The organism is Pseudomonas sp. B21-056 (genome assembly GCF_026016325.1).
Taxonomy (GTDB): Bacteria; Pseudomonadota; Gammaproteobacteria; order Pseudomonadales; family Pseudomonadaceae; genus Aquipseudomonas.
Map to the genome: position 1 here is coordinate 1,628,179 of NZ_CP087203.1, position 23,533 is coordinate 1,651,711.

General features: G+C 59.3%; 23 protein-coding genes and 2 pseudogenes. 13 read left to right on the forward strand and 12 right to left on the reverse strand.

The features are described 5' to 3' along the window. Positions 1-156 precede the first annotated feature (156 nt). Complete coding sequence (locus tag LOY67_RS07315; RefSeq protein WP_265066583.1) at positions 157-1,503, forward strand: DEAD/DEAH box helicase; 1,347 nt, start codon at positions 157-159, stop codon at positions 1,501-1,503. A gap of 131 nt (positions 1,504-1,634) precedes the next feature. Here LOY67_RS07315 and LOY67_RS07320 read toward each other — a convergent pair whose 3' ends face one another. Next, positions 1,635-1,910, reverse strand: a complete 276-nt coding sequence (locus tag LOY67_RS07320) for a hypothetical protein (RefSeq protein ID WP_265066584.1) — start codon at positions 1,908-1,910, stop codon at positions 1,635-1,637. Positions 1,911-2,109: 199 nt separating this feature from the next. Here LOY67_RS07320 and LOY67_RS07325 point away from each other — a divergent pair, with 199 nt between their 5' ends. The 4 genes and pseudogenes from LOY67_RS07325 to LOY67_RS07340 all read left to right on the forward strand — a co-directional run bounded on the left by LOY67_RS07325 (position 2,110) and on the right by LOY67_RS07340 (position 7,023). Next, positions 2,110-4,605, forward strand: a complete 2,496-nt coding sequence (locus LOY67_RS07325) for a glycoside hydrolase (RefSeq protein ID WP_265066585.1) — start codon at positions 2,110-2,112, stop codon at positions 4,603-4,605. 214 nt (positions 4,606-4,819) lie between these two features. Then, positions 4,820-5,440, forward strand: a pseudogene (locus tag LOY67_RS07330) (POTRA domain-containing protein); the annotation flags it as partial. Between the two features lie 414 nt (positions 5,441-5,854). Then, the gene (locus tag LOY67_RS07335; protein ID WP_265066586.1) at positions 5,855-6,418 is read left to right on the forward strand and encodes a hypothetical protein; all 564 of its coding nucleotides are present in this window, start codon (positions 5,855-5,857) and stop codon (positions 6,416-6,418) included. A 182-nt stretch (positions 6,419-6,600) separates the two neighbouring features. After that, entirely contained in the window at positions 6,601-7,023 is a 423-nt protein-coding gene (locus tag LOY67_RS07340) for an RDD family protein (RefSeq protein WP_265066587.1), read from the forward strand. 109 nt (positions 7,024-7,132) lie between these two features. On the opposite strand, the pseudogene LOY67_RS07345 reads toward LOY67_RS07340, so the two are convergent. Beyond that, positions 7,133-7,273, reverse strand: a pseudogene (locus LOY67_RS07345) (transcriptional regulator); the annotation flags it as partial. Positions 7,274-7,427: 154 nt separating this feature from the next. Next, entirely contained in the window at positions 7,428-7,700 is a 273-nt protein-coding gene (locus LOY67_RS07350; RefSeq protein WP_265066588.1) for a hypothetical protein, read from the reverse strand. A 377-nt stretch (positions 7,701-8,077) separates the two neighbouring features. On the opposite strand from LOY67_RS07350, the gene LOY67_RS07355 reads away from it, so the two are divergent. Beyond that, positions 8,078-8,356 carry a BrnT family toxin gene (locus tag LOY67_RS07355; RefSeq protein WP_265066589.1) on the forward strand — a complete coding sequence of 93 codons (279 nt, stop codon included), beginning with the start codon at positions 8,078-8,080 and terminating at the stop codon, positions 8,354-8,356. Then, a complete protein-coding gene (locus tag LOY67_RS07360; protein ID WP_265066590.1) occupies positions 8,334-8,588 on the forward strand; it encodes a BrnA antitoxin family protein in 255 nt (84 codons plus the stop codon). The genes LOY67_RS07355 and LOY67_RS07360 overlap by 23 nt, the downstream gene beginning before the upstream one ends. Positions 8,589-8,787: 199 nt before the next feature. Here the strand turns inward: LOY67_RS07360 and LOY67_RS07365 are convergent, their stop codons facing one another. Beyond that, positions 8,788-9,519: a DUF899 domain-containing protein gene (locus LOY67_RS07365; RefSeq protein ID WP_265066591.1), complete on the reverse strand. Its 732-nt coding sequence runs from the start codon at positions 9,517-9,519 to the stop codon at positions 8,788-8,790. A gap of 174 nt (positions 9,520-9,693) precedes the next feature. Here LOY67_RS07365 and LOY67_RS07370 point away from each other — a divergent pair, with 174 nt between their 5' ends. Next, positions 9,694-10,086 carry an Eisosome component PIL1/LSP1 family protein gene (locus LOY67_RS07370; RefSeq protein ID WP_265066592.1) on the forward strand — a complete coding sequence of 131 codons (393 nt, stop codon included), beginning with the start codon at positions 9,694-9,696 and terminating at the stop codon, positions 10,084-10,086. A 77-nt stretch (positions 10,087-10,163) separates the two neighbouring features. On the opposite strand, the gene LOY67_RS07375 is transcribed toward LOY67_RS07370, so the two are convergent. The 3 genes from LOY67_RS07375 to LOY67_RS07385 form a co-directional block, all read right to left on the reverse strand. After that, positions 10,164-11,030 carry a DUF6279 family lipoprotein gene (locus tag LOY67_RS07375; protein ID WP_265066593.1) on the reverse strand — a complete coding sequence of 289 codons (867 nt, stop codon included), beginning with the start codon at positions 11,028-11,030 and terminating at the stop codon, positions 10,164-10,166. Positions 11,031-11,111: 81 nt separating this feature from the next. Beyond that, entirely contained in the window at positions 11,112-11,828 is a 717-nt protein-coding gene (locus LOY67_RS07380) for a TorF family putative porin (protein WP_265066594.1), read from the reverse strand. Between the two features lie 187 nt (positions 11,829-12,015). Further along, complete coding sequence (locus tag LOY67_RS07385; protein ID WP_265066595.1) at positions 12,016-12,204, reverse strand: hypothetical protein; 189 nt, start codon at positions 12,202-12,204, stop codon at positions 12,016-12,018. Positions 12,205-12,516: 312 nt separating this feature from the next. Between LOY67_RS07385 and LOY67_RS07390 the strand changes: the two genes are divergently transcribed. Together LOY67_RS07390 and LOY67_RS07395 are read left to right on the forward strand one after the other, a co-directional pair. Next, the gene (locus tag LOY67_RS07390; protein ID WP_265066596.1) at positions 12,517-13,353 is read left to right on the forward strand and encodes a S1 RNA-binding domain-containing protein; all 837 of its coding nucleotides are present in this window, start codon (positions 12,517-12,519) and stop codon (positions 13,351-13,353) included. Positions 13,354-13,782: 429 nt separating this feature from the next. Continuing rightward, a complete protein-coding gene (locus LOY67_RS07395) occupies positions 13,783-15,237 on the forward strand; it encodes an NCS1 family nucleobase:cation symporter-1 (RefSeq protein WP_265066597.1) in 1,455 nt (484 codons plus the stop codon). On the opposite strand, the gene LOY67_RS07400 is transcribed toward LOY67_RS07395, so the two are convergent. Then, the gene (locus tag LOY67_RS07400; RefSeq protein WP_265066598.1) at positions 15,238-16,410 is read right to left on the reverse strand and encodes an MFS transporter; all 1,173 of its coding nucleotides are present in this window, start codon (positions 16,408-16,410) and stop codon (positions 15,238-15,240) included. A gap of 102 nt (positions 16,411-16,512) precedes the next feature. Here LOY67_RS07400 and ptrR point away from each other — a divergent pair, with 102 nt between their 5' ends. Both ptrR and LOY67_RS07410 read left to right on the forward strand, forming a co-directional pair. After that, a complete protein-coding gene (gene ptrR / locus LOY67_RS07405) occupies positions 16,513-17,406 on the forward strand; it encodes a putrescine utilization regulator PtrR (protein WP_265066599.1) in 894 nt (297 codons plus the stop codon). Between the two features lie 139 nt (positions 17,407-17,545). Continuing rightward, entirely contained in the window at positions 17,546-17,674 is a 129-nt protein-coding gene (locus LOY67_RS07410) for a PA1414 family protein (RefSeq protein WP_256222727.1), read from the forward strand. A gap of 125 nt (positions 17,675-17,799) precedes the next feature. Here the strand turns inward: LOY67_RS07410 and LOY67_RS07415 are convergent, their stop codons facing one another. From LOY67_RS07415 to speB, 4 genes are all read right to left on the reverse strand, one after another. Then, a complete protein-coding gene (locus LOY67_RS07415; protein ID WP_265066600.1) occupies positions 17,800-19,188 on the reverse strand; it encodes a sodium:solute symporter in 1,389 nt (462 codons plus the stop codon). A 150-nt stretch (positions 19,189-19,338) separates the two neighbouring features. Next, positions 19,339-20,868 (reverse strand): purine-cytosine permease family protein, encoded by a 1,530-nt coding sequence (locus LOY67_RS07420; RefSeq protein ID WP_265067712.1) that lies wholly within the window; start codon positions 20,866-20,868, stop codon positions 19,339-19,341. Positions 20,869-20,891: 23 nt separating this feature from the next. Further along, entirely contained in the window at positions 20,892-21,326 is a 435-nt protein-coding gene (locus tag LOY67_RS07425) for a YybH family protein (protein WP_265066601.1), read from the reverse strand. A 9-nt stretch (positions 21,327-21,335) separates the two neighbouring features. Then, positions 21,336-22,286 carry an agmatinase gene (speB, locus tag LOY67_RS07430; RefSeq protein WP_265066602.1) on the reverse strand — a complete coding sequence of 317 codons (951 nt, stop codon included), beginning with the start codon at positions 22,284-22,286 and terminating at the stop codon, positions 21,336-21,338. A gap of 346 nt (positions 22,287-22,632) precedes the next feature. On the opposite strand from speB, the gene LOY67_RS07435 reads away from it, so the two are divergent. Beyond that, positions 22,633-23,526 carry a LysR family transcriptional regulator gene (locus LOY67_RS07435; RefSeq protein WP_265066603.1) on the forward strand — a complete coding sequence of 298 codons (894 nt, stop codon included), beginning with the start codon at positions 22,633-22,635 and terminating at the stop codon, positions 23,524-23,526. Positions 23,527-23,533: the final 7 nt, after the last annotated feature.

The following is a 23,533-nucleotide window of genomic DNA, read 5'->3' on the forward strand; positions in this document are numbered from 1 at the left end:
ATTAGAGCATTTAAGCCTGCCGAAGTGACCGTTGATGGCGAGTCGGCCGTGAAAAAAGCCACTGATTGTCGCCGTTTGTATAAAGAAACTCGGCCTTCGCGCTCGAAACCGTTACCCTATGCAGCTGTTTTTTTGCATTTCTTCGAGGTAGCACCCGTGTTTTCCGAATTCGCCCTGCACGAACGCCTGCTCAAAGCCGTGGCCGAGCTTAAATTTGTCGAGCCAACGCCGGTGCAGGCAGCGGCCATTCCGCTCGCGCTCCAGGGGCGTGACCTGCGGGTGACGGCGCAGACCGGCAGTGGCAAGACCGCCGCGTTCGTGTTGCCGATCCTCAACCGCCTGATCGGCCCGGCCAAGGTTCGTGTCAGCATCAAGACCCTGATCCTGCTGCCGACCCGTGAGCTGGCTCAGCAGACCTTGAAGGAAGTCGAGCGCTTTTCGCAGTTCACCTTCATCAAGTCCGGCCTGATCACCGGCGGCGAAGACTTCAAGGTCCAGGCCGCCATGCTGCGCAAGGTGCCGGACATTCTGATCGGTACGCCGGGGCGGATGATCGAACAACTGAACGCCGGTAATCTCGACCTGAAGGAAGTCGAAGTGCTGGTGCTGGACGAAGCCGACCGCATGCTGGACATGGGCTTTGCCGAAGACGTGCAGCGCTTGGTAGACGAGTGCGCCAACCGCCAGCAGACCATGCTGTTCTCCGCCACCACCGGCGGCTCGGGCCTGCGGGAGATGGTCGCCAAGGTGCTGAACAACCCGGAGCACTTGCAGCTCAACGCGGTCAGCCAACTGAACTCCACCACCCGCCAGCAGATCATCACGGCGGACCACAACCAGCACAAAGAGCAGATCGTGAACTGGCTGCTCGCCAACGAAACCTACGAAAAAGCCATCGTATTCACCAACACCCGGGCCATGGCCGACCGCATCTACGGTCGCCTGGTGGCACAGGAATACAAGGCGTTCGTGCTGCACGGCGAGAAGGACCAGAAGGACCGCAAGCTGGCGATCGATCGCCTCAAGCAAGGCGGCGTGAAGATCCTCGTGGCCACCGACGTCGCCGCCCGTGGCCTGGACGTGGAAGGCCTGGACCTGGTCATCAACTTCGACATGCCCCGCAGCGGTGACGAATACGTGCACCGCATCGGCCGTACCGGTCGTGCCGGCAACGATGGCCTGGCGATCTCGCTGATCTGCCATGGCGACTGGAACCTGATGTCGAGCATCGAGCGCTACCTCAAACAGAGCTTCGAGCGCCGTACGATCAAGGAAGTCAAAGGCACCTACGGCGGACCGAAAAAGGTCAAGGCTTCGGGCAAGGCCGTTGGCGCGAAGAAGAAAAAGGTCGACGCCAAGGGCGACAAGAAGAAAGCCGCCGCCAAGGCCCCGACCAAGCGCAAGACCGCCAACCGTCCGAAGACCGAAGCCCCGTCGCTGGTCAGCAAGGACGGCATGGCCCCACTCAAGCGCCGCAAGCCGCAAGCGCCGGCGGCTGAGTGAGTCGTCTGTAGCACATCATGAAAAACCGGACCTTGGGTCCGGTTTTTTTATGCGCATTCCATTCCATCTACACAAACTCTGTGGCGAGGGGATAAATCCCCTCGCCACAAAAGCGGAGCCATGCACCGCCTCTATTCAGCCTTCTTCCCGGCATCCTTCAGTTCCTCCAAGCGCTTATCAATCAATTGGCACTTGTCCGGCACGTCCTTGCTGGCTGTCTCCAGATCCATGGCCTGCAACTGATCATTCATCTCCTTGGCCTTGGCCGGGTTCTGTTGGGTGAGTCTGGTCACTTCCTGGGCCAGTTGTTCACGCTTGGCGGTGGCTTCTTCCGGGGTGCAAGTGGCCCAGGCGGGCAGGGCGCAGGTGAGCGTGGCGGCGAGGGTGAATGTCAGGAGGGTTTTCATGGTGGGCCTCGTATTCCTTGTTGGGCAGGTAATGGGTTGAGGCCGATGTCGAGTGGAAAGTTCATTGGCCGCGGTCCGGGTGACTTCTTTTCGCAATGCCCCTGGCCGTTATTAAACAGTCGTCTACCATGGAAAAAACGACCGGTAGCGTTGCGCCTGCAACGCTGGGTCGCTCCTTGAAAAAGGATTATTCAAAGGAATGAAAGCCATGACCCTGAGAGCGATATTCAGTCGCCTGATGTTGTGCCTGTGCAGCGTGTTCGCGGTCTCATCGACTTATGCGGAAAGTGTGATCATTGCCACGCCGCAACAAGGTGTGGGGATCGAAGTGGATGTATTCGATAGCCCTGATGCCATCAATGGAAAACCATCTGCAACCAGCAGCGTGCCCGCCACTTCAGTTGGGTTGTTTACACCCGCGGTGCAGTCGTTCAAAGGCAAGCTGTACATGTTCTGGGTCGGCGATAGTGATACCGCTCATATCTATTTTTCCACTTCGGTGGAGGGGAATAATTGGTCTCCTCCACAACCCATCCCCGTCGGCAGTATCTTGGGTAACGTTTCAGTAACGGTGTTCAAACAAAAGCTGATACTGACCTTTACCAACCAGGCTCAGATAAACAGCATCAGTTCCGAAGATGGCATGACCTGGTCCGACGTGAACCCTGTCACGGGCAGCAGTGATGCCGCCTATAACAGTCCTGTGGTGTACAACGGGCAATTGTTTGTCTTCTACTGCGAGGAGGACGACAGCACTGTTTACTACGTAACCTCGGACGACGGCCTTCAGTGGAGCCAGCCAAATCTCGGGTTCAAGGCAAACGCCTACAGGATCCTGAGCGTAGTGCCGGTGGTTTTTAACGGTGAGCTGTTGCTTTACTACTCTTATGACGTTGGCCATCTGGCCGTGCGTGCTTACGACCGCAGTGGTCATTGGGGCGATGAGCAAGCGCTGTCGGGTATAACCAATGAGCTTCTCCTGAGCCGTGCAACAATGATCGGCAACCGCATTTTTATCAGCAGTGGCGCCAACACGTTTGCTTCAACCGACGGGGTCAACTGGAGCCCCTATTTTTCCAAGTCCTTCGGGGTCTTGACGAGCGCGCCGGGATTGGGCGTTTCCTATGCCATCACCACCAGCGATCTGACGGCGGACAACCCGCAACTGCCTGCGGACCTGGCGACGGGGCTCAGCCATACCGACTATGCAACCTTCGCCTGGCGGAGCTTTTTCGCCCTGAACAATACCGCCAAGACCCCGTTACCGGCCAACCGTGGCGTCGGCAATCCCGGCAGCAGCTTTGCGGATTCGGGCAAGGTGTCAAAATCTCCCAACCCCTTGTTGTGGCAAACCTTTGCTCACCGTACCGAGCTGTTTCCGGCGGCACAAAAGCAGAAAAACTCCGCAGGCGGTCCTATGCGTCCGTTTGGTTCCGACCCGCAATACAGCTATATCAACTTCCCCAACGGTATACCTCTGGCAGCAGGCGCCACCTTTGCCCATTACAACAATCTGGACGAGGCGACCCAGATAGGGCAGAACGCGATATTTTTCCCGGTCAACCCGCCCAATGCGGCGAAGACAGGCGACGACTATGCCCCTTCGAGCGACAGCCAGATCCTGTTCGAGGCCAAGGCTAACCCGGTCGTTTACGAGTACGCGAAAACCTTGAGCAGTTTTCCGGAGCATATTGTGCTGCCCGACGGCGCGGTGGAGGTCAAGGCGGCTTGGCGCAAACTGGCAGACATTCCGGTACAGAATCGTGCGCGCTACCATACGGCGACGGTGGTGACCTATCAGGGCAAAGATGATGTGCCGGTGGCGCACAATGAAGACTACGCGCTGGTCGCCCTGCATATCATCCACAAGACGCCCAACTACCCGACTTTCATATTCGCCACGTTCGAGCACGAGGATGCCCTGACCTTGTCCGATGGCAAGTCGCCGAGCGGACTCTACTACATTGCCAACTACGACAAGATTGCCTATCCCGGTCTCGATACTACAAACAATCCCCCGACCGCCACTTTCTCTGACGGCAACAAAACTTATACGGTTTCTTTGCCGAACCCAGGTCTCGTCGCCACTTCGAAGAATCCTGGTGTCTACTCCAACAGCAACGGGATCCCCGAGGGGCAGGCCGGCCCGATCCGTGTGGTGCAACCGCTGACTGTTTATTCCGAAGTTGAAGCGGTGAACAACCAGGTCAAACAGCTCATGGACGGCAGCAGCGAATTCAACAATTCGGTCTGGAAGCACTATCGGCTTAAAGGCGTGCAGGCCATCCCGTCGAGCACTCAAACCGACCCGGATTACTACCTGGCCAATATCATGGTCGAAAGCAGCCAGCCGGGGATTCAGCTGTTTCGTGGCAGCAACGTATTCCCGATCCGGAATGACAACACCCTGACCAATGCCCGCAACCAACCGAACATCAACGTGCCGGATTATGATCACAGCACTAAAAGCCTGACCATGGGCGGTTGCATGGGGTGTCACGGCATCGCCCAGAGTTCGCTGAAGCAAGGTTTCAGTTTTCTGTTCGATGCCATCAATCCTATGCTCGGTAACAAAACCGGCTTTGCGAACCCGGAGACCGTAGGCTTGCCGGACCCGCGCACGATGAAGGAACGGGCCCAGAAATACTCTTTCGGGCCTCAGAACAAAGAAGCTATCGAGAAGGCGAGTCAGTAGCAGGCAAACACCTCGAACGGCTGTGGGAGCAAGCTTTGCTCCCACAGCGCTCTGCGCCGTTGGAACTGGCCTTACCCCGTATGGGAAGCGTCTGATTTCAGATCAACGGTTCCAACAGTCGCTTCAAAACTCGAATATTTAATTGACGTCGGAATAGTGGCTATCTAGTATCGCGCCGCTATTTTGATATCACTTTGATTTCGAGGGATCGAACATGTCCTCACCCGCCCTTTGGGCGAGGTTGTGCCTGGCTTTGCTGTGCCTTTCTCCGCTTACCCTGGCTCACGCCGCCCCCACTCCCGGTGAAACCGACCTGATCCGCGAACGCCAGGATCGTTTGCTCGAAGAGCAGCGCCGGCGTCTTGAGGAACTCAAGGACTTGCCCGGAAAAGAGGCCAGGCCTGTCCAGCCGGCCGCCCCGGTCGACACCCGTTGCTTTCCCATCAAGACCGTCGAACTCAAGGGCGCCGACAGCCTTTCCGCCAGTGAGCGCAAGCGTCTGCTCCAGCCCTACATCGGCCAATGCCTGGGTGTGCCCCAGCTCAATGAACTGCTCAAGGCCATCACCGACCACTACATCGAGAAAGGCCTGGTCACCAGCCGTGCCTACTTGCCGCAGCAGGACCTCTCCAGCGGGCACCTGCAAGTGCTGGTGGTCGAGGGCCGCCTCGAGGGTTTGAAAGGCGCCGAAAACAGCCAATTGTCGGAGCGTGAATTGGCGATGGCGTTTCCCGGCAAGACCGGCGAGCTGGTCAACCTGCGGGAAATCGAGCAGATGGTCGACCAGCTCAATCGCCTGCCGTCGAACCAGGCGAAGATGGAGCTGACCCCCGGGCTCTTCAGCAACGAGCTGACTCTGATAAAGTTTAGCTAGGCAATGTGAGTTCAATTGTTTTGATGTTGAGTTTGATTTTTTGAAAGGGGTAGTTGTTATTCAAGATGTTCTCGATTCAGGAGAGGATGGCGGCGTAGAAATGCCGATTTCAGATTTTATTATTCTGTGTGGGTTGAACGATAACTAGCGGGCGAACAAGCGAGAGAGGAAATTCTTAGCAGGATGGATCGCGATTATGAATTGACTAAAAACCAACTCGCTTTTTAATCGTAGCCTGTTCCTGAGTAGTTCCAAACTATCTCTAAATCCGTTGCATCGATTCATCAGGCTCAAGCCATGCTTTATCGAGAGGGTACGATTGAGTGTGGTTCTCCTTGTTTCTATTCAACTATTAATAATGCGCTAGGAGCATTAATGAAAAAAACTACACTGCTGGTATTGAGCCTGATCTTGACGCTACCAGGTTGCAAATCCAATGTCCGAGACTCTTCCCCCAGCCTGCTCAATGAAGGTGTCCAGCTCCAGCAGAACAAGGTAACCGTCGATGCCCTGCATGCCAAAGTCATTATGAAAGCTTCGGGCGCTACGTACCCCGTTGAGTTTTCGATTAGGCGGGCCAACGACCCAGATCAGCGCATGGATGTGCGAGGAACCGTAGTGGATTCCGGTCGTGGCAAGGTGTTCGGCTGGATTGCCAAGCTTAACGAAGCAACCCACAGCGCAACCTTGAAACACTTCCCACAGTTGGAAGTACAAGCTGATCCCGATCAGCCATTCGAGGTATCAGGTTACGCCAGTGGTGCAAGTATCAACAGTGGCTACCGCTGTGGCCCGATCAACACCAGGTTCACGCCGGGGAAGGGTAAGGTTTATCTGGCGGAGTTTCAGTTTGTGGGGCAGGGCTGTGAACTGCATGTCTATGACACCACGCAGCCTCAGCAGCGTATTCCTGTTACGACTGTGACTGCTGTCAAGTAGAGACAAGAGATGGAAAGGGGAGCGTTCGTTTCCCTTTTTCAGCTTTTTTGACATCCGGTATGAGGGACAGGGCTGACCCCGAAGGAGAAAGATGCCCAATCAATCACACTAGATTTGTCGAGAGAGGCGCAAATTTTGCTGTGCCGATATTCTTACATTTATACGTCAATGGAGCAGTACCCATGGAAGTTAACAGTACCCAAAGCAAGTATCAGAAGCCTAATAACCTGGCTGGGCTTGGGCGTAGGTGGGGAGGGCAGATAATTGACTCAATCGTTACTTTTTTGCTGTTCTACATTGTAGGGCTGATAGCCCGATATATTGGTTTTCCGCCAAACGTGGTCGGTCTCTTGGCTTTAGGTTCAGGTGCAGCGTATTACCTGTTTTCCGATGCGATGCCAAACGGTCAAAGCGTGGGGAAAAAACTATTAGGAATGACAGTGATTGATGAGCGTAGTTACTTGAGTTGCAATCTATATCAGTCTTTTATGCGTAACATCACGACGCCGTTTCTAAGTGTTTTTGATTGGGTGTTTATTTTCTTTGGCTCACGGAAAAGGCTCGGTGACATGCTAGCGTCTACGATTGTGATTCGTTCCAAGTAAAGATAAAGAGTTGCTCAGGAATAGACTACGATTATGAGTTGACTGAAAATTCGCTCGCCTGTTAATCGTGGTCTGGTCCTGAGGAATTTCAGCACGTTTGGTCATTTTTTTTGGTGCGTGCGGCCACTTCCATGGCTTTAGCTATATAGCCTGCATCACCGGTTTCGAGGGCGTCGCTCATGAACTCCGCAATAGCCTCGGGAGTGTAGAGATACTCTGTTGGATCGAATTCTGTAAACGTCTCAACCATTCTGGGTTCTCCACGTTTGCATATCTGGTGCACGATTTCCATGTCACGGCCCTGATTGCCCTTATCCGTTGCTGCGTCATTTCAGTCTCAAGTCGTGCTCTGCCATTCCACTGGTGGGATGGGAAATGGGCAACCCTCTGGCTGCCCATTTCCATTACTCCGCCGCCTGCGCTCGCAATCGCCGTCCAATCACATCCATCACATCACACCCATCGCGCAATGATACTGTCAGCAGTTTGCAGAAGTCGGAAAGCACGACGGTGTCGGAGCTGATATCCGAACGAAACGCGATGTTCTCCAACACCTGAGTCACGGTGCGAATACGGTAATCGGCAGTTTCGAAGAGGACATCGAGCGGAGCTTCGGTGTCGATGAGCAAGGTAGCCGGCGTGCAGTCGACGCCGGTGATGGGCATGTATTTAGTCATGGTAAGAGCCTCGGTTAATGGATGACCCTCGTTGTTCAGGTCGCCAAACCCGAGTCGCCATGTGGGCGATGGGGGACTATAGGCTTGTCGGTTCCTGGGTCACAAGACACCGCTTTCCGAGCCTTTTGTAGGACCTTGCTTAGGTGGCGGTCAGCTTTGGCTCTGCTTAGACAGCGAAGACGCTTGCTGAGCTGTCGAGCAACGAAACATCCCACGACTTTTTAGGGTTGTCCCTCGGAAATGCGTTCCCTACGCTTTTGTCTTTCGCTTCCATTGCGAGACGTCGAGGACCAACCACGATTATGGGCCCACCAGGGGCTTCGCATTCCTGTCGAGAAGAGTATTGTGTATGTACGTAAGTAAGTACAGGGCGTCCCATGCGGTTTGAATGGGACGAAGAGAAGAACCGAGCCAATATCCGCAAACACGGTATCGACTTCAACGACGTTCCGGCCGTCTTCCAGCATTCTGTGCTGGTTCTGCACGATTACCGAGCGGATTACGACGAAGATCGCTGGATCGCAATTGGCTGGATCAAGGTGTTGATTGGCGTGGTCGTGTATACCGAACGGCGTGGCGATGTCATCCGTATCATCTCAGCCCGAAAATCCACTCAGCAGGAGGCCAAACTATATGTCAAAAGCATCGAAGACTGACTGGGAGCGCTTGGCCAGAATCAATGACGAAGACATCGACACTAGCGACATTCCCGAATTGGGAGAGGATTTCTTTCGTCGCGCGGAGCTGCGTGTTCCGACAAAACAAGCAGTGACCATTCGCCTCGACGCCGATGTGCTGGAGTGGTTCAAGGGGCAGGGCGCTGGTTACCAGACGCGCATCAATCAACTTCTGCGTCAGTACATGCAAGCGCAGCAAAACCACCGGTAATAAAGGATCCAACAATGAAACGGGCGAATCAGGTCGCCCGTTTCATTGCTCCTATTCCTGCGCCCGCAATCGTCTCCCAATCACATCCAAGCGGTGGTGTTGGTTCTGGCACCGCAGGCGCCTGCTGCGCAGTCGAGCGGGAGCAAGCTCCCTCGCCACGGGAGCTTTGCTCGACTGGGCGGTAGGTGAATGCCCTGCATCAACCGTGGCAGCAGCCGTTGGGCTTGGTGTCCTCGTATTTATCGTGATGCCGTACCCAGTCCATGATCTCGTCCTCATTACGACCCTTCGGCGTCAAGTCAAGGTAGTGGTAAGTCCCGACCAGCATGTCCAAACCCCGGGCATACGTGGAGTAGGTGTGGAAGATCTCGCCGGCTTCGTTGCGATAGAAGACGCTCAGGCCGGGGAGTTCGCCTTCGGCGGTGTCGGTTTTTTCGTAGTTGTAGGTGGCCTTTCCGGCGGCGGTGTCTTCGGCTTTGAAGCTGACGCCGAAGTCGTAGTTGAAGTCGCAACCGTTTGAAGAGACCCAGTCGAAGGCCCAGCCCATGCGGCGTTTGAATGGCTGGAATTCGGCGAACGGGGCGCGGGAGACGGCTACTATGGCGACGTCGTGGTGGGATAGGTGTTGGTTGGCGCCGTCGATGTGGTCGGAGAGGAAGGAGCAGCCCTGGCAGCCTTCTTTCCAGCCAGGGCCGAACATGAAGTGGTAGACGATCAGTTGGCTGCGGCCGCCGAACAGGTCGGTCAGGCTGAGTTCGCCATGGAGACCTTGGAAGCGGTAGGGTTTGTCGATTTTGACCCAGGGCAGGGCGCGGCGTTCGGCGCTGAGTTTGTCGCGTTCGCGGGTGAAGGCTTTTTCGTGGGCCAGGTGTTGTTGGCGAGCCTTGAGCCATTCTTCCCGCGAGACGACGGGATGATTCTCTACGTTCATGGTGATTTCTCCTAGGGGCAGGGCTGTTCAACAAGTGGTCGTCTGGCCTTGGACGAATTCGACAGACCGTTGGTCGGTTGGCCAGACGGTCCGCCTGGAAGCCTGGCTGAACGGTGGCGTGGCGCCTCGGTCACACCTTAGGTAGGCATCTCACTCTTTGGAGGATGGACCAGGATGACGACTTATAACTGGGACTTGATCGAACGGTTGTTGCACGAGGTGCAGAACGGCGCCGGCCACAGTTTTACGCCTCGGCCTTATGCGGAGGAGTACGCGGCGGCGAAAGCGGCCGCGGGTGAGGACATCGAGAACCTCGATCATCTGAAAGCGGTCGCCGGGGAGTACGAAAAGTTGCTGCTGGAGCGTGGCTTCATTGAGCCTCGGCCGGAGGAAGAGGGCGGCAATGGTGAGAATTTCGTGCTGACGGTGCGGGGTTCGCGGTTGTTGAGCCTGATCGACAGCAGCATTCCCGGGAATGATCATCCGCGCCAGGTGCTGGATGAGCAGGAGGATGCGCTGGATGAGTTTACCTTTGATGATCTGGCTTCGAAGGCGCAGATTGCCTGAGGGTTGTACACAACACTTGTGGGAGCGAGCAGGCTCGCTCCCACAGGGTTTTTCTGTGTTTGAGAGAGCGTGTTTGTTCAGTTTTTTGCGGCTTTCAGGCACTTCAAGTCGGTAAAGTCCTTCTTCACCCCGTCGATTTTCTTCAACAGCCGTTCGCGTTGGGGCGGGGTGCTGTCGGCCATCAGGTCTACCAGCAGGCTGCGGGCCTGGGCTTCGGTTTTGTTGTAGGCCTCGCGGTAGGCGGGTGTCCAGAGGCTTTCGCGGTTGACCAGCAGTTGCTCGATGCGTTTCGGGAAGTCCGGGTTGTGGCGCTGGGCCACGGCGGCGCTGAACTGGTTCTGCCAATGGGCGCGGTTGGCGATCCATTGCTGGTTCTGGTCGCCCAGGGCGGTGGACCAGGCCACCACGCGCTGGCGTTGGGCGATGTTGAGGGGGCCGAGCCAGTCGTTCAGACGTTTCTCCATGCGTTCGCTGCGTTCCTGGATCTGTTGTTGCAGCGACGGCTTGAGGTAATCCTGCTGGCGTTTGCGCTGGTCCTTGATGAAGGCGGCGTCCATGTCGGCGACTTGTTCGTCGTTCAGGCCTTGCAGCAGTTCGATGGCGGACGGAGTGATCTCTCGAGCGGTTTCGGCGATGGCGGCCTTGGCTTCCCGGGTGCGCTGTTGTAGCGCTTCGTCGCTCACCTGATCGGTCTGGACCATGGTTTTCAAGCGGTCCAGCCAGTCGAGGTAACCCGGCAGTTGCGTGGTGCAGTGCCAGCTCAGGTGTTCCTTGAGGCGTTCGTTGAACCAGTCCTTTTGCTCGCCGTTGATCTCCAGGTAGTCATTGAGGGTCCAGGGGATGATCAGGTCGAGGTTGCGGTAGGCCAGGCCGATACGGCTGCAGGCCGTGAGCAACAGCAGCAGGGCGATAAAGGTGGCGGTGCGTATAAACCAGCGCGACATGAGCGAGTCCTTGCGAAGCCATCGGTGTTTTGTTTGAGCATGGCAGGCGCGCGGCAGTTCAGCCGAGTGAATACGTAACCCTTAGTAAAACGGGTGGGCCATCTTCAGGGTCAGCAGGCCGTCGCATTCGCTGTTGTGGCCGGAATAGGCCGAGCAGCTGCTACCGCTGAGGCTGGAGTCGCTGTAGATCAGGTCCAGGTCGATGCCCCGCCACGGACGGGAAATTTTCAACGACCAGTCGCTGAAACTGCCTACGTAGCCGTTCTCGACCGAAACCGGTGTGTTGAGCTGATGGGTGGTGTATTTGGCGCTGACGCCGATGCCGAACGGCACGTTACCGCCCAGGTCGGCGAACAGCGTGCTGTTCTGTTTGTCGGGATCGTTGCTCAGGGCTGCGCCGAAACGACTGCCGAGCACGGTCAGGCCACCATAGAGTTCCTGGCTGTCGAGGGTGTCGACAGTGGGGTAGCTGTAGTGGATCAGGCCGACTTCATAGCCCAGGGTCTGGTCGAAGGGCTGTTTAAAACCCATGTAGGAATCCACCTCGAGGTCGGCGGACGAGGTCAGGCCGGCGCTGGGTGACCATTGGCCAAAGTACCAGCCGCTGTCGTGGCTCAGGTCCAGGCCGCCATGAAATGAGCCGGTGCTCGACGGCGTGACGAGGCCTTGGGCCATGCTGCGGCTGGGGCTGGTGCCGAGCTTCAGGTCAAAGTCGCCGAGTTCGCGTTGGAAAATCTGTCCGTGGGCAGGGGGACAGGCCAGCAGGCTGATGCTCAGCAGGACAATGGGAAGGCGCATGCTTCACTCCGTGAATAGCGAGGAGCAGGACAAGCTGGAGCACTTGAGCTAGAGAGGTGCAAGCATACCGACGAATATCCGGCGGTGAAGGCCGTTCGTCGATTTTTACGAGGGAGATGTGGCGGGGGAGGGTTCCAGTCCAAGCGCTTCGAAGCTCAAAGCGCTTTGGGACCAGGTGATGCGGGGTTTACTTTTTGCCCAGGCTGATCTGCTTGGACGGGCCGAATGTCTGGCCGCTGACGCCTTTGGCAATTTGCTGGATTTCACCGCCGGACTTGAGGAACGCAGCAATCTGATCGTTGATCGATTCGCTGGTTTCAACGGCTGGAGCTGGCTTTGCTTTGCTGTGGGATGCTTTTACGCGCATGGCGGCCATTAACCTGTCGATAATTAATTGGGCCAGGCATCGTACAGGAAATACATGACCCTTGCTTGGTCGATATCCCGCTGAATGATCTGGACAGGGTTGGGCAAGTGGCGGATTTATGCCACGGTCATTGCCCTAAGCCACTGTTTTAAATAACAACCAACAGGGAAGTGTAACGTCGACCGGCCTGTGCGCATCGGCCGCATGGGACGTGGTCTGCCTGACGAGTGGCTGATTCTCGGAAGGGACGCTTTCCTGCCGGTCACGAATCGCACCGCAAAACCGGGTAGAATGCCGCCCACGCAATGAGGGTATTCGGAAATGGCTTTAGTCGGTCGCTACAACAGTTTGCAAGTGGTTAAACACACGAACTTCGGTTTATATCTGGACGGTGGTGCGGACGGCGAAATCCTTTTGCCCAATCGTTATATCCCCAAGGATATTCCCAGTGAAGATGAAGACTGGCTCAATGTTTTCATTTACCTGGACAGCGACGACAAACTGATCGCGACCACGGAAAAACCCAAAGTCCAGGTCGGTGAATTCGCCAGTCTGAAAGTGGTTGAAGTCAACAGCATCGGCGTGTTCCTCGACTGGGGCCTGCCCAAGGATCTGTTGCTGCCGTTCTCGGAAGAGAAACGCCAGATGACGGCCGGGGATTATTGCGTGGTGCACGTCTATCTCGATAAGCATACCCGCCGCATCACCGCTACGGCGCGGCTGGACCGTCACCTGGACAAGACGCCGGCCAACTACGCGCCGGGCCAGGAAGTGGACCTGCTGGTTGCCGAAGCCACCGACATGGGCTTCAAGGCGATCATCAATAACCGCCACTGGGGACTTATCCACAAGAACGAAGTCTTCAAGTTCCTGCGCCCCGGCAAGCAGGAAAAAGGTTACATCAAGGAAATCCGTGGGGACGGCAAGATCAGCCTGAGCCTGCAACCGGTCGGCCAGGAAGCCGCCACCAGCCTGAATGCCAAGATCCTCGCCAAGTTGCGTGACAACAACGGCACCCTGCCGGTCAGCGACAAGAGCGATCCGGCGCTGATCAGCAGCCTGTTTGGCGTGAGCAAGGGCAACTTCAAGAAGGCCATTGGTGCGCTGTACAAGAATGGGCAGATTGTTATTCATGCGGATCGTATTGAGTTGAGTTGATCTTTCAGCCGACAACAGAATCTGTGTCGGAAAGGATGCTTTTGTGGCGAGGGGATTTATCCCCGCTGGGCTGCGTAGCAGCCCTAAAACCTGACACCTCGGTGTGCCAGGCAGAACAACTTGGCTGTCTTGGGGCTGCTACGCAGCCCAGCGGGGATAAATCCCCTCGCCACAAAAGCTGAGTCAGACCCTTTGATCTGGCTGTATACAAAATCTTGCACCTTTAGCATGCACTCGCGCCCTGTTCGTGGGCGTATGTCCCTTCCTGCCCGCTATCAAACCCCGCCATACACCTCGGTTTGTCTCATATTCCCCGCCTATGGCACGCATTCTGCGTAGCGCTTCGTATACAAACCATGCCGGCTCCCGTGCGCAGTGTGGTGAGCAGGTCGTCTCGGGGGCACGGTGGAACTCATAAGGAGCCCCGCGATGTCCGAGCAATTACCCAACGGCTACAGCCCCCGCCTCTATAACGAAGACCTGGGCCCGCTGCCGCAGAAATGGAATTGGTACAACATCTTCGCGTTCTGGATGAGTGATGTGCACAGCGTCGGTGGCTATGTGTTCGCCGCCAGCCTGTTCGCGCTGGGGCTGGCGAGTTGGCAGGTGTTGATCGCGCTGTTGGGCGGGATCTGCATCGTGCAGGTGATCGCCAATCTGGTGGCCAAGCCGAGCCAGCAGGCGGCGGTGCCGTATCCGGTGATCTGCCGGCTGGCGTTCGGGGTGTTCGGGGCGAACATTCCTGCGGTGATTCGTGGCTTGATCGCCGTGGCGTGGTACGGCATTCAGACGTACCTGGCGTCCAGTGCGCTGATCATCGTGGTGCTGCGGTTCTTTCCTACAATGGAAGCCTATGCGACGCCGCATTTTGTCGGTTTGTCTTACCTGGGCTGGTTTGGTTTCCTCAGCCTGTGGTTCGTCCAGGCGCTGGTGTTCTGGACGGGCATGGAGTCGATCCGCCGTTTCATCGACTGGGCCGGGCCGGTGGTCTACGCGGTGATGTTTTTGCTGGCCGGCTGGATTGTGTGGAAGGCCGGTTGGAGCAACATCAGCTTTACCCTGGCGGAAAAGTCCCTGTCCGGCTGGCAGGCGTTCGGTCAAGTGATCGTAGCGACGGCGCTGGTGGTGTCGTACTTTTCCGGGCCGACCCTGAATTTCGGCGATTTCAGTCGCTACTGCCGGAGCATGTCTGACGTGCGCCGGGGCAATTTCTGGGGGCTGCCGGTGAATTTCCTGGCGTTCTCGCTGGTCACCGTGGTGATTGTGTCCGGGACCCTGCCGGTGTTCGGCGAAATGCTCCATGACCCGATCGCCACCGTGGCGCGCATCGACAACAGCGTGGCCGTGCTGCTCGGCGCCTTTGCCTTCGTCACCGCCACCGTCGGCATCAACATTGTTGCCAACTTCGTATCGCCGGCCTTCGATTTCGCCAACGTCGCGCCCAGCAAGATCAGTTGGCGTGCCGGTGGCATGATCGCTGCGCTGGCGTCGATTTTCATCACGCCCTGGAACCTGTTCAACAATCCTGAAGTGATCCATTACACCCTGGACGTGCTGGCGGCCTTCATCGGCCCGCTGTTCGGGATTCTGCTGGTGGACTTCTACCTGATCAAAAAGCAGGCGATCGACGTCGACGCGCTGTTCAATGACGGGCCGAGCGGGCGGTATTACTACAGCGGCGGCATCAACTGGACGGCGGTCAAGGCGCTGGTTCCGGCGACGCTGATGGGGGTGGCGATCACCTTCACGCCGCTGCTGCAACCGATGGCCAACTTTGCCTGGTTCACCGGTTGCTTCCTCGGCGGGGTGTTGTATTTCGCCCTGGCGCGGCGTGAGCGGGCGACCCAACTGAACTCCTCGTTCAGCTCGGTCGGCCGGGCCTGATCAGCGCAGGGCGGTTTGGGCGCAGGGGTTCACCGCGCTCTGGCGAGCCGGTCGCAGCAGCAATCCGCCAGCCAGCACCAGACCGCAGCCGGCAACCACCAACGCCGGTTGCAGGCCGCCGCTGAAGTGACTGCTCAGCGCCGCCAGCAACGGCCCGCTGAGTTGGCCCACGGCAAAGCACGCAGTCAACAGCCCGGCGTTGCGCTGGGTGGCGTGGGGGGCCAGTTCCCGGGAGCGCAGCATCACCAGTTGCATGCACGCCAGGAACGGCGCGCCACACAGGATCACCCCCAGCGCCAACCCCGGCCCGCTGCCCAGCAGGCAGGCGAACACCCCGGCGGCCTGCAGCCATAACGTGCCGATCAGCCAGCGACCGGTGCTGTTCGGGTTTGGCCGACGCAGGCTCACCAGCAACACGCCGAGGGCGGCGGCCAGGCCGAAGCAGGGCCAGAACAGGTCGGCCTGCCATTGGCCGTGGAATTGCGCCGAGGCCATCTGCGACAGGAACGTGGCGGGAATGATGTAGCCCACGCCGTACAAGGCATACACCACGCCGAGCCGGGCAATGCCACGGTTCGGCGATGAGCCGGCCGGCGGCGCAACGGTCGCGACTGCGGCGGGTTGTGGCAGGATCGGCAGCACCACCAGCAGCATCGCCAGAGCCACACCGGCATACACCAGCCACAGCGTGGCGGACGTCTGGCCCAACAGGTTCGAGCCCAAGGCCAGCAGGCCTGTGAGAAAAATCCCCAGCCCCGGTCCGGCAAATACCAGCGCCCCCAGCCGTGGCTGTCCCGCCGCGGCGGCCAAGGGTTGGCTCAGTGCCGTGATCATCACCAGCACCCAGGCACTCGCCACGCCGGTGCCGAAGCGTAGCGCCAGGTGCGGCCAGAAGCCCCAGGCCCAGAACGACGCCAGGGTCAGCAGCACGCACAGCCACAGGCCACCGAGCAAACGCCGGCGCACCTGTTCCGGGCGGCGAGCGAACATCGCGTCCAGCGCGCCGAGGAAATAACCCAGGTAGTTGGCGGCGGCAATCAGACCGGCGGCGGTCAAGTCGATCTGACCTTCGCCGATGAGATGAGGTAACTGAGGTGTAAGGGCGAAGCGGCCGATGCCCATGGCCATCATCAAAGCGATGAAGCTGGCGAGCAGGCGAATAAGGGGCGACATGATCGTTCTCCACGTTGAGGCGAATGACCGTCAGGCTAGAACCGATTGACTTTCATTAAAAATGAATAATAGTGAGTAACTTGTTCCTTTTTGGAGAATGTCGTGGAGTTCAGCCAGTTGCGGATCTTCCAGGCCGTGGCCGAGGAAGGGTCCATCACCCGAGCCGCCGAGCGCCTGCACCGGGTGCCGTCGAATCTGTCGACCCGGCTCAAGCAGCTCGAAGAGCAGTTGGGCGTGGATCTTTTCCTACGGGAGCGTCAGCGCTTGCAGCTTTCGCCGGCGGGAAAAGTCCTGTTGGACTATGCGACCAAGCTCTTTGCCCTGCACGACGAAGCCCATGCGGCCGTGCAGGGCGGCCAACCGGCCGGGGAGTTTGTGCTGGGCACCATGTACAGCACGGCGGCGATTCACCTGCCGGACCTGCTGGCCAGTTATCACCGGGCGTACCCGGCGGTGAACCTGCAAGTGCAGTCCGGGCCCAGCGGGGAATTGCTCGAAGGCTTGCTCACCGGGCGTCTCGATGCGGCGTTGGTGGATGGCCCGCTGGAGCTGGCGGGGTTGGACGGCGTGCCGTTGTGCGACGAGCGATTGGTGGTGATTACCGAGGCCGATCATCCGCCGGTGCGCAGTGCGCTGGATGTCCAGGGCCGCTCGGTGTTCACCTTTCGCCGGGGCTGTTCGTATCGCATGCGCCTGGAGGCCTGGTTTGCCCATGACCACGCGACCATGGGCCGGGCGATGGAGATCGAGTCTTATCAGGGGATGCTGGCGTGCGTGATCGCCGGCTCCGGGGTGGCGTTGTTGTCCGAGTCGATGCTGGCCAGCATGCCGGGCCGCGAGCGGGTGACGGTGCATCCATTGGCCGAGCCGTTTGCCAGTGCCACCACCTGGCTGATGTGGCGCAAGGGCATGGTCGGGGCCAACCTGAACGCCTGGATCGAGTTGCAGCAACAGGCCTGGCCGCGGACGCCCGTGGCGACGGCCCAATCGGCTTGAACTACGGGGGTGGGATTTGGATCAATTCAGTAACAGATCATTGCAAACAGAGACGAGCATTGCGCAGCACATCGGACTATTATCAACGCGAAGGGGCCACAGAAATCTGCCGCTCGCATGACCCTGAGGGGGCACCACGATGAAAGAGAAAATTCAGAACTGGCTTCACGACCTGGGTGTCGCACTCGGCCTGATCGAACCGCCCATGCAGCCGATCCCGATCCGCACCGATGACGAGCAACGCCGCCGCCAGCCGCGTCGCCGCTGATTACCTGTCAGGTCTATTTTTTGTGGGAGCGAGCCTGCTCGCGAATGCGTTGTATCAGCAGCATAAGTCGTAGCTGATACGCCGCCATCGCGAGCAGGCTCGCTCCCACAGTCGTTTACCAATAATCAAACCGTCTTCGCCACCACATTCGCCCGTGGCGACAACACACTCACCACCACAAAACTCACCAGCGCCACGCCCAGGCTGTAGTAGATCGGCGTGTTGGCGTCGAGGCCGTCCTTGAGCATGAAGAACAGCGCGGTCAGGAAGCCCAGTGACATGCTGGTGATGGCGCCCGCCGTGGTGGCGCGTTTCCAGTAGATGGCGCCGATCAGCGGGATCAGCATGCCGCCCACCAACAGGTTGTAGGCCAGGGTCAGGGCGCTGATCACGTCGCTGACCACCAGGGCGATGCCCAGCACCACCACGCCCATCAACAGGGTCGCGATGCGGTTTTCATGGGCATCGCCGCCGGTGTTTTCACGGCCCTGGCGCAAGCGGGGCAGCAGATCCTGAACCACCGTGGTCGAGGCCGCGAGCAGGCCCGCTGCGGCGGTGGACATCAACGCAGCCAGTGCCGCGGCCACCACTAGCCCGCGAATACCGCTGGGCAGGCTGGTCTGGACCACGCTGGCAAAAGCGTTGTTGACGTTGGCAAGGTCCGGCAGCAACACCTTGGCCGCCATGCCGATCAGCGCCCCGGCCAGGCCGTACAGCACGCAATACAAACCGGCGGCGGTGCCGGCGACTTTTGCCACGCCTTCGCTGCGGGCGGTGAACACCCGCTGCCAGATGTCCTGGCCGATGAAGATGCCGAAGAAGTAGATCAGGAAGTACGTGACGATGGTGTCCCAGCCGATCGCGGTGAAATCGAAGTAGCTGGCCGGCAGTTTCGCCACCATCGCATCCCAGCCGCCGGCGTCCATGATGGACATCGGCATCAGCAGGAACACCAGGCCGACGGTCATGATCAAAAATTGCACGATATCGGTGAGGGTCAGCGACCACATGCCGCCGATGGTGGAATACAGCACCACCACACCGCCGCCCACCAGGATCGAGACCCAGAAGGGCAGGCCGAACAGCACCTGCATGACGGTGCCAATGGCGATGGTCGAAGTGGCGCCGATCATCAGCGCATACACCAGCATGATCAACGCACTGGCGTGGCGTGCGGCCGGATTATAGCGGCGCTCCAGCACCTGGGTGACGGTGTAGATCTTCAGTTTGAGCAACGGCTTGGCGAGGAACAGGCTCAGGCCGACGATACCCAGGCCGATGGCGCCGCACAGCCAGAACCCGGAAATCCCGTGGACATAACCCAGGCGCACGGTGCCGATGGTGGACGCGCCGCCCAGTACGGTGGCGGCCATGGTGCCCAGATAGAAGCCCGGGCCCAGGTTGCGCCCGGCGACCAGGTAGTCGTCACGGGTTTTGGCGCGGCGCATGCCGTACCAGCCGAGGGCGATCATGCCGGCGGCGTAGATGAGAACGACGATTAAATCCAAAGCCATGATGGCGTGTCTCCGATTGTCTTTTTTATAGTGAGGTCGGGGTGTGTGCTGCCTTTGTGGCGAGGGGATTTATCGAAACGTCGCACCGCCCCGCTGGGCTGCGAAGCGGCCCCAAAACATTCAACTCAATTTGTCTGGCACACCGAGGAGTCAGGGTTGGGGACCGCTGCGCGCTCCAGCGGGGATGAATCCCCTCGCCACAGGTTTTGCGTCCGCCTGAGTAGTGGGGGATGGGCCATACACCGCCGCCGGTTCTGGAAAAAGCCCCAGCAACCCCAGGTACACCACCGAAGCCAGACCCAGGGTCACCGGCAGGCTGATGTCGATGCCCCCGGCCAGCTCGCCCAGTGGCCCGACGAACTGCCCCGGCAGGTTGACGAAGCACAACCCCACCAGTGCGCTGGGAATCCACGCCCCCAGGCCGCGCCAATTCCAACCGTGGCTGAACCAGTAGCGGCCGCCGGTTTCGCCGCGGGTGAACACTTGCAGGTCATCCGGGCAGTAGAAGCCGCGGCGCACCAGCAGGCCAATGATCATGATCACCATCCATGGCGTGGTGCAGGTGATGATCAGCACGGCGAAGGTCGACACGCTCTGCACCAGGTTCGCGGCGAAGCGCCCGATGAAGATGAAGGCAATCGACAGCACGCCGATCAGCAGCGTCGCCTTGACCCGCGACAGCACTCGCGGAAACACGCTGGACATGTCCAACCCGGTGCCATACAGCGACGTGGTGCCGGTGGACATGCCACCGATCACCGCAATCAGGCACACCGGCAGGAAGAACCAGCTCGGCGACACCGCCAGCAGTCCGCCCACGTAGTTGTTCGCCGCGATGTAGTCCGGTGCCTTGATCGCCACGATGGTGGCGGTAGCGAGGCCGAACAGGAACGGAATCAGTGTCGCCAGTTGCGCGGCGATCACCGCTGCCATGATGCGCCGCTTGGGGGTGTGGCGCGGGATGTAGCGCGACCAGTCACCGAGGAACGCGCCGAAGGAAATCGGGTTGCTCATGGCCACCAGCGCCGCGCCGATGAAGGCGGCCCAGAAACCCGGCTGACCGAGGCCGACGGTGCCGGCGAACTGGCTGTCGAAGCTCGGTGCGAAGGCGATAATGCCCAGCAGGAACAGCAAGCTGGCGGCCCACACGGCGATGCGGTTGACCCACAGCATGAAGCGGAAGCCGTAGATGCACACCGTCAATACCAGCAGGGCGAACAGGCCGTAGGCCAGCCCCAGGCTCAGGTCGGTTTCCGGCACGCCGATCAAGCGCTTGGCGCCACCGATCAGCGCGTCCCCGGAACTCCACACCGACAGCGAGAAGAACGCGATGGCGGTCAGCAGCGACAGGAACGAACCGACGATCCGCCCGTGCACGCCAAAGTGCGCACCGGAAGACACCGCGTTGTTGGTACCGTTGAGCGGGCCGAACAGGCCCATGGGCGCGAGAATGATCGAACCCACCAGCACCCCCAGCACAATCGCCCAGACTCCGGCCTGGAACGACAGACCGAACAGCACCGGGAAACTGCCGAGCACGGCGGTGGCGAAGGTATTGGCGCCGCCGAAGATCAGGCGAAACAGGTCGCCCGGGCCGGCGGTGCGTTCATGGTCCGGGATCTGTTCGACTCCGTTGGTTTCGATTTGCGTAAGGCTATTGTCGTTATTGTTATGCATGATCTGCTCCGATCATCACGGCGCGCTCATCGAATGTGAGCGTCGCCTGTTTGGCTAAAGGGTGGCAGCCCTTCCGGCATTGCGGACAAATGTTCATGGCAGGCCAGCCATAGGCCCTGTTGTTCTTGGCGAAACACAATGGTTTCGCGCTCCTGGCTAAAGTGTCGCTCCCCTAGCATGCGCAGCTCGGTGGCCACGTCATGGATGAAAACCGCCACGTCCCCTTGCAGGCTGACGAAGGCGTTGCTCGAAGAGCACGAAAGCACCTCGAAACCCTCCTCGGACCGCCAGCGATCCCACAGCACCTGATAGGCATCGCGAGACAGCAGGGGCTGTTCGAGGGTGTGGAACACGAAACTCGCGTCGGTGGTGAACGCACCGAAGTAGGCGTCGCGGTCATTGCGAGCGAAGGCCGACACCAATTCCGCGGCGGCCCTGAGTACTTGATCTCGTTCGTTCATGACGGCGCCTCAGCGATGGGTCACGCCGGGCAGTACGCAGAGCATCTCGTACAGCAGGTTGGCGCCCAGCAGCGAGGTGTTGCCGGTGGTGTCGTACGGTGGCGAGACTTCTACCAGGTCGCAACCGACCAGGTCGAGGCCTTGGCAGCCGCGCACGATTTCGATGGCCTGGATGGTGGTCAGGCCACCGATTTCCGGGGTGCCGGTGCCCGGTGCCCAGGCCGGGTCGATGCCGTCGATGTCGAAACTCAGATAGACCGGGCCGCCGCCGACTTTCTCGCGGACTTCGGCCATCAGCGGTGCCAGGGAGTGGTGCCAGCATTCTTCGGCCTGAACCACGCGGAAACCCTGGCGACGGCTCCAGTTGAAGTCATCGGCGGTGTAGCCCTGGGCCCGCAGGCCGATCTGCACCACGCGATCGCAATCGAGCAGGCCTTCTTCCACAGCGCGGCGGAAGGTGGTGCCGTGGGCGATTTTCTCGCCGAACATGTGGTCGTTCACATCGGCATGGGCGTCGATGTGCACCAGGCCGACCTTGCCGTGTTTCTTGTGGATGGCCCGCAGGATCGGCAGGGTGATGGTGTGATCGCCGCCCAGGGTCAGCGGGATGACGTTATGTTCGAGGATCTTGTGGTACGACTCCTCGATGATCCGCACCGCGTCCAGCAGGTTGAAGGTGTTGATCGCCACGTCGCCGATGTCGGCCACCGACAGCGAGTCGAACGGCGCGGCACCGGTGGCCATGTTGTAGGGGCGGATCATCACGGATTCGGCGCGGATCTCCCGAGGCCCGAATCGGGTGCCGGCGCGCAGGGAGGTGCCGATGTCCAGCGGCACGCCGACGAAGGCAGCGTCCAGGCCGGCGGCGGTGGGCACGTGGGGAAGTCGCATCATGGTGGCGATGCCGCCGAAGCGCGGCATTTCGTTGCCGCCCAGTGGTTGGTGAAGAATCTTGTCCACGGGTAGGGCCTCATCGTTTGTTTTAGTTATCAGGGGCCGATTCTGCGAAAAGCCGTGGCCGTGAAGAATCCCTGGGGGCAAATACTTAGTTCAGAATTTTCTAAACTAATGCGGGGCGGGGCGATAGACTTCTGTCCAGATAGGCGCTTGCTGTTGGCCCTGATGGATACCCTGTGGCGAGGGGATTTAGCGAAACGTCGCACCGCCCCGCTGGGCTGCGAAGCAGCCCCAATCAATATTCCTGATGCACCGAGGTGTCAGGATTCGGGGCCGCTTCGCGCCCCAGCGGGGATAAATCCCCTCGCCACAAAGTTTTGCAGTGACCCGCCGGTACGGAGAAACCCCAATGACCAACGCTCTACCCGACCTGAAACTGCTGCGCATTTTCGTCAGCGTGGTCCGGCACCAGGGGTTCGCCAATGCCCAGCACGAGCTCAACCTCTCCACCTCGGCCATCAGCACCTACATGAGCCAGCTTGAGTCGGCCCTGGGCCTGGTGTTGTGTCATCGCGGCCGGGGCGGGTTCAGCCTGACCAGCAAGGGCGAGCTGTTCCACCAGGAAACCCTGCGCCTGTTGGGTGAGCTTGAAGGTTTCGAGCAATATGCCGCCGCCCTCAAGGGAGAATTGCGCGGCACGTTGAACCTGGGGGTGATCGATTCCACCGTCAGTGACAAGGCCCTGCCGTTCGCCGAAGCCATCGGCGCCTACAGCCTCGAGCACCCGGCGGTGCACCTGCACCTGTCGGTCATGAGCCCCTACGAACTGCAACTCGGCGTGCAGGACAACCGCCTCGATCTCGCCATCGGTGCGTTTTCCACGCGCATGAGCGGGCTGGTCTACATGCCCCTGTACCGCGAACAACACTGGTTGTATTGCAGCAACCGTCACCCGCTGTTCAACGAACGGCGTATCCCCGAACAACTCATCACCCAGCAGCGCATGGTCGGGCGCGGTTACTGGAGCCAGGCCGAACTGGCCCGCCACGGCTTCAAGCACAGCGCCGCGACGGTGGAGAGCATGGAGGCGCAACTGATCCTGGTCTTGTCCGGCGCCTACATCGGCTACCTGCCCGAGCACTATGCCCAGGCCTGGGTCGACAAGGGCGACCTGCGGGTGTTGTTGCCGGCCACGTTCGGCTATCAGGCGCCGTTTTCGATGATCGTGCGCCGTGGCCGCAGCCGCGAGCCGCTGATCCAGACTTTCCGCGACCTGCTCAAGGCGCAGCTCAACCAGGCCTGAGGTGCCG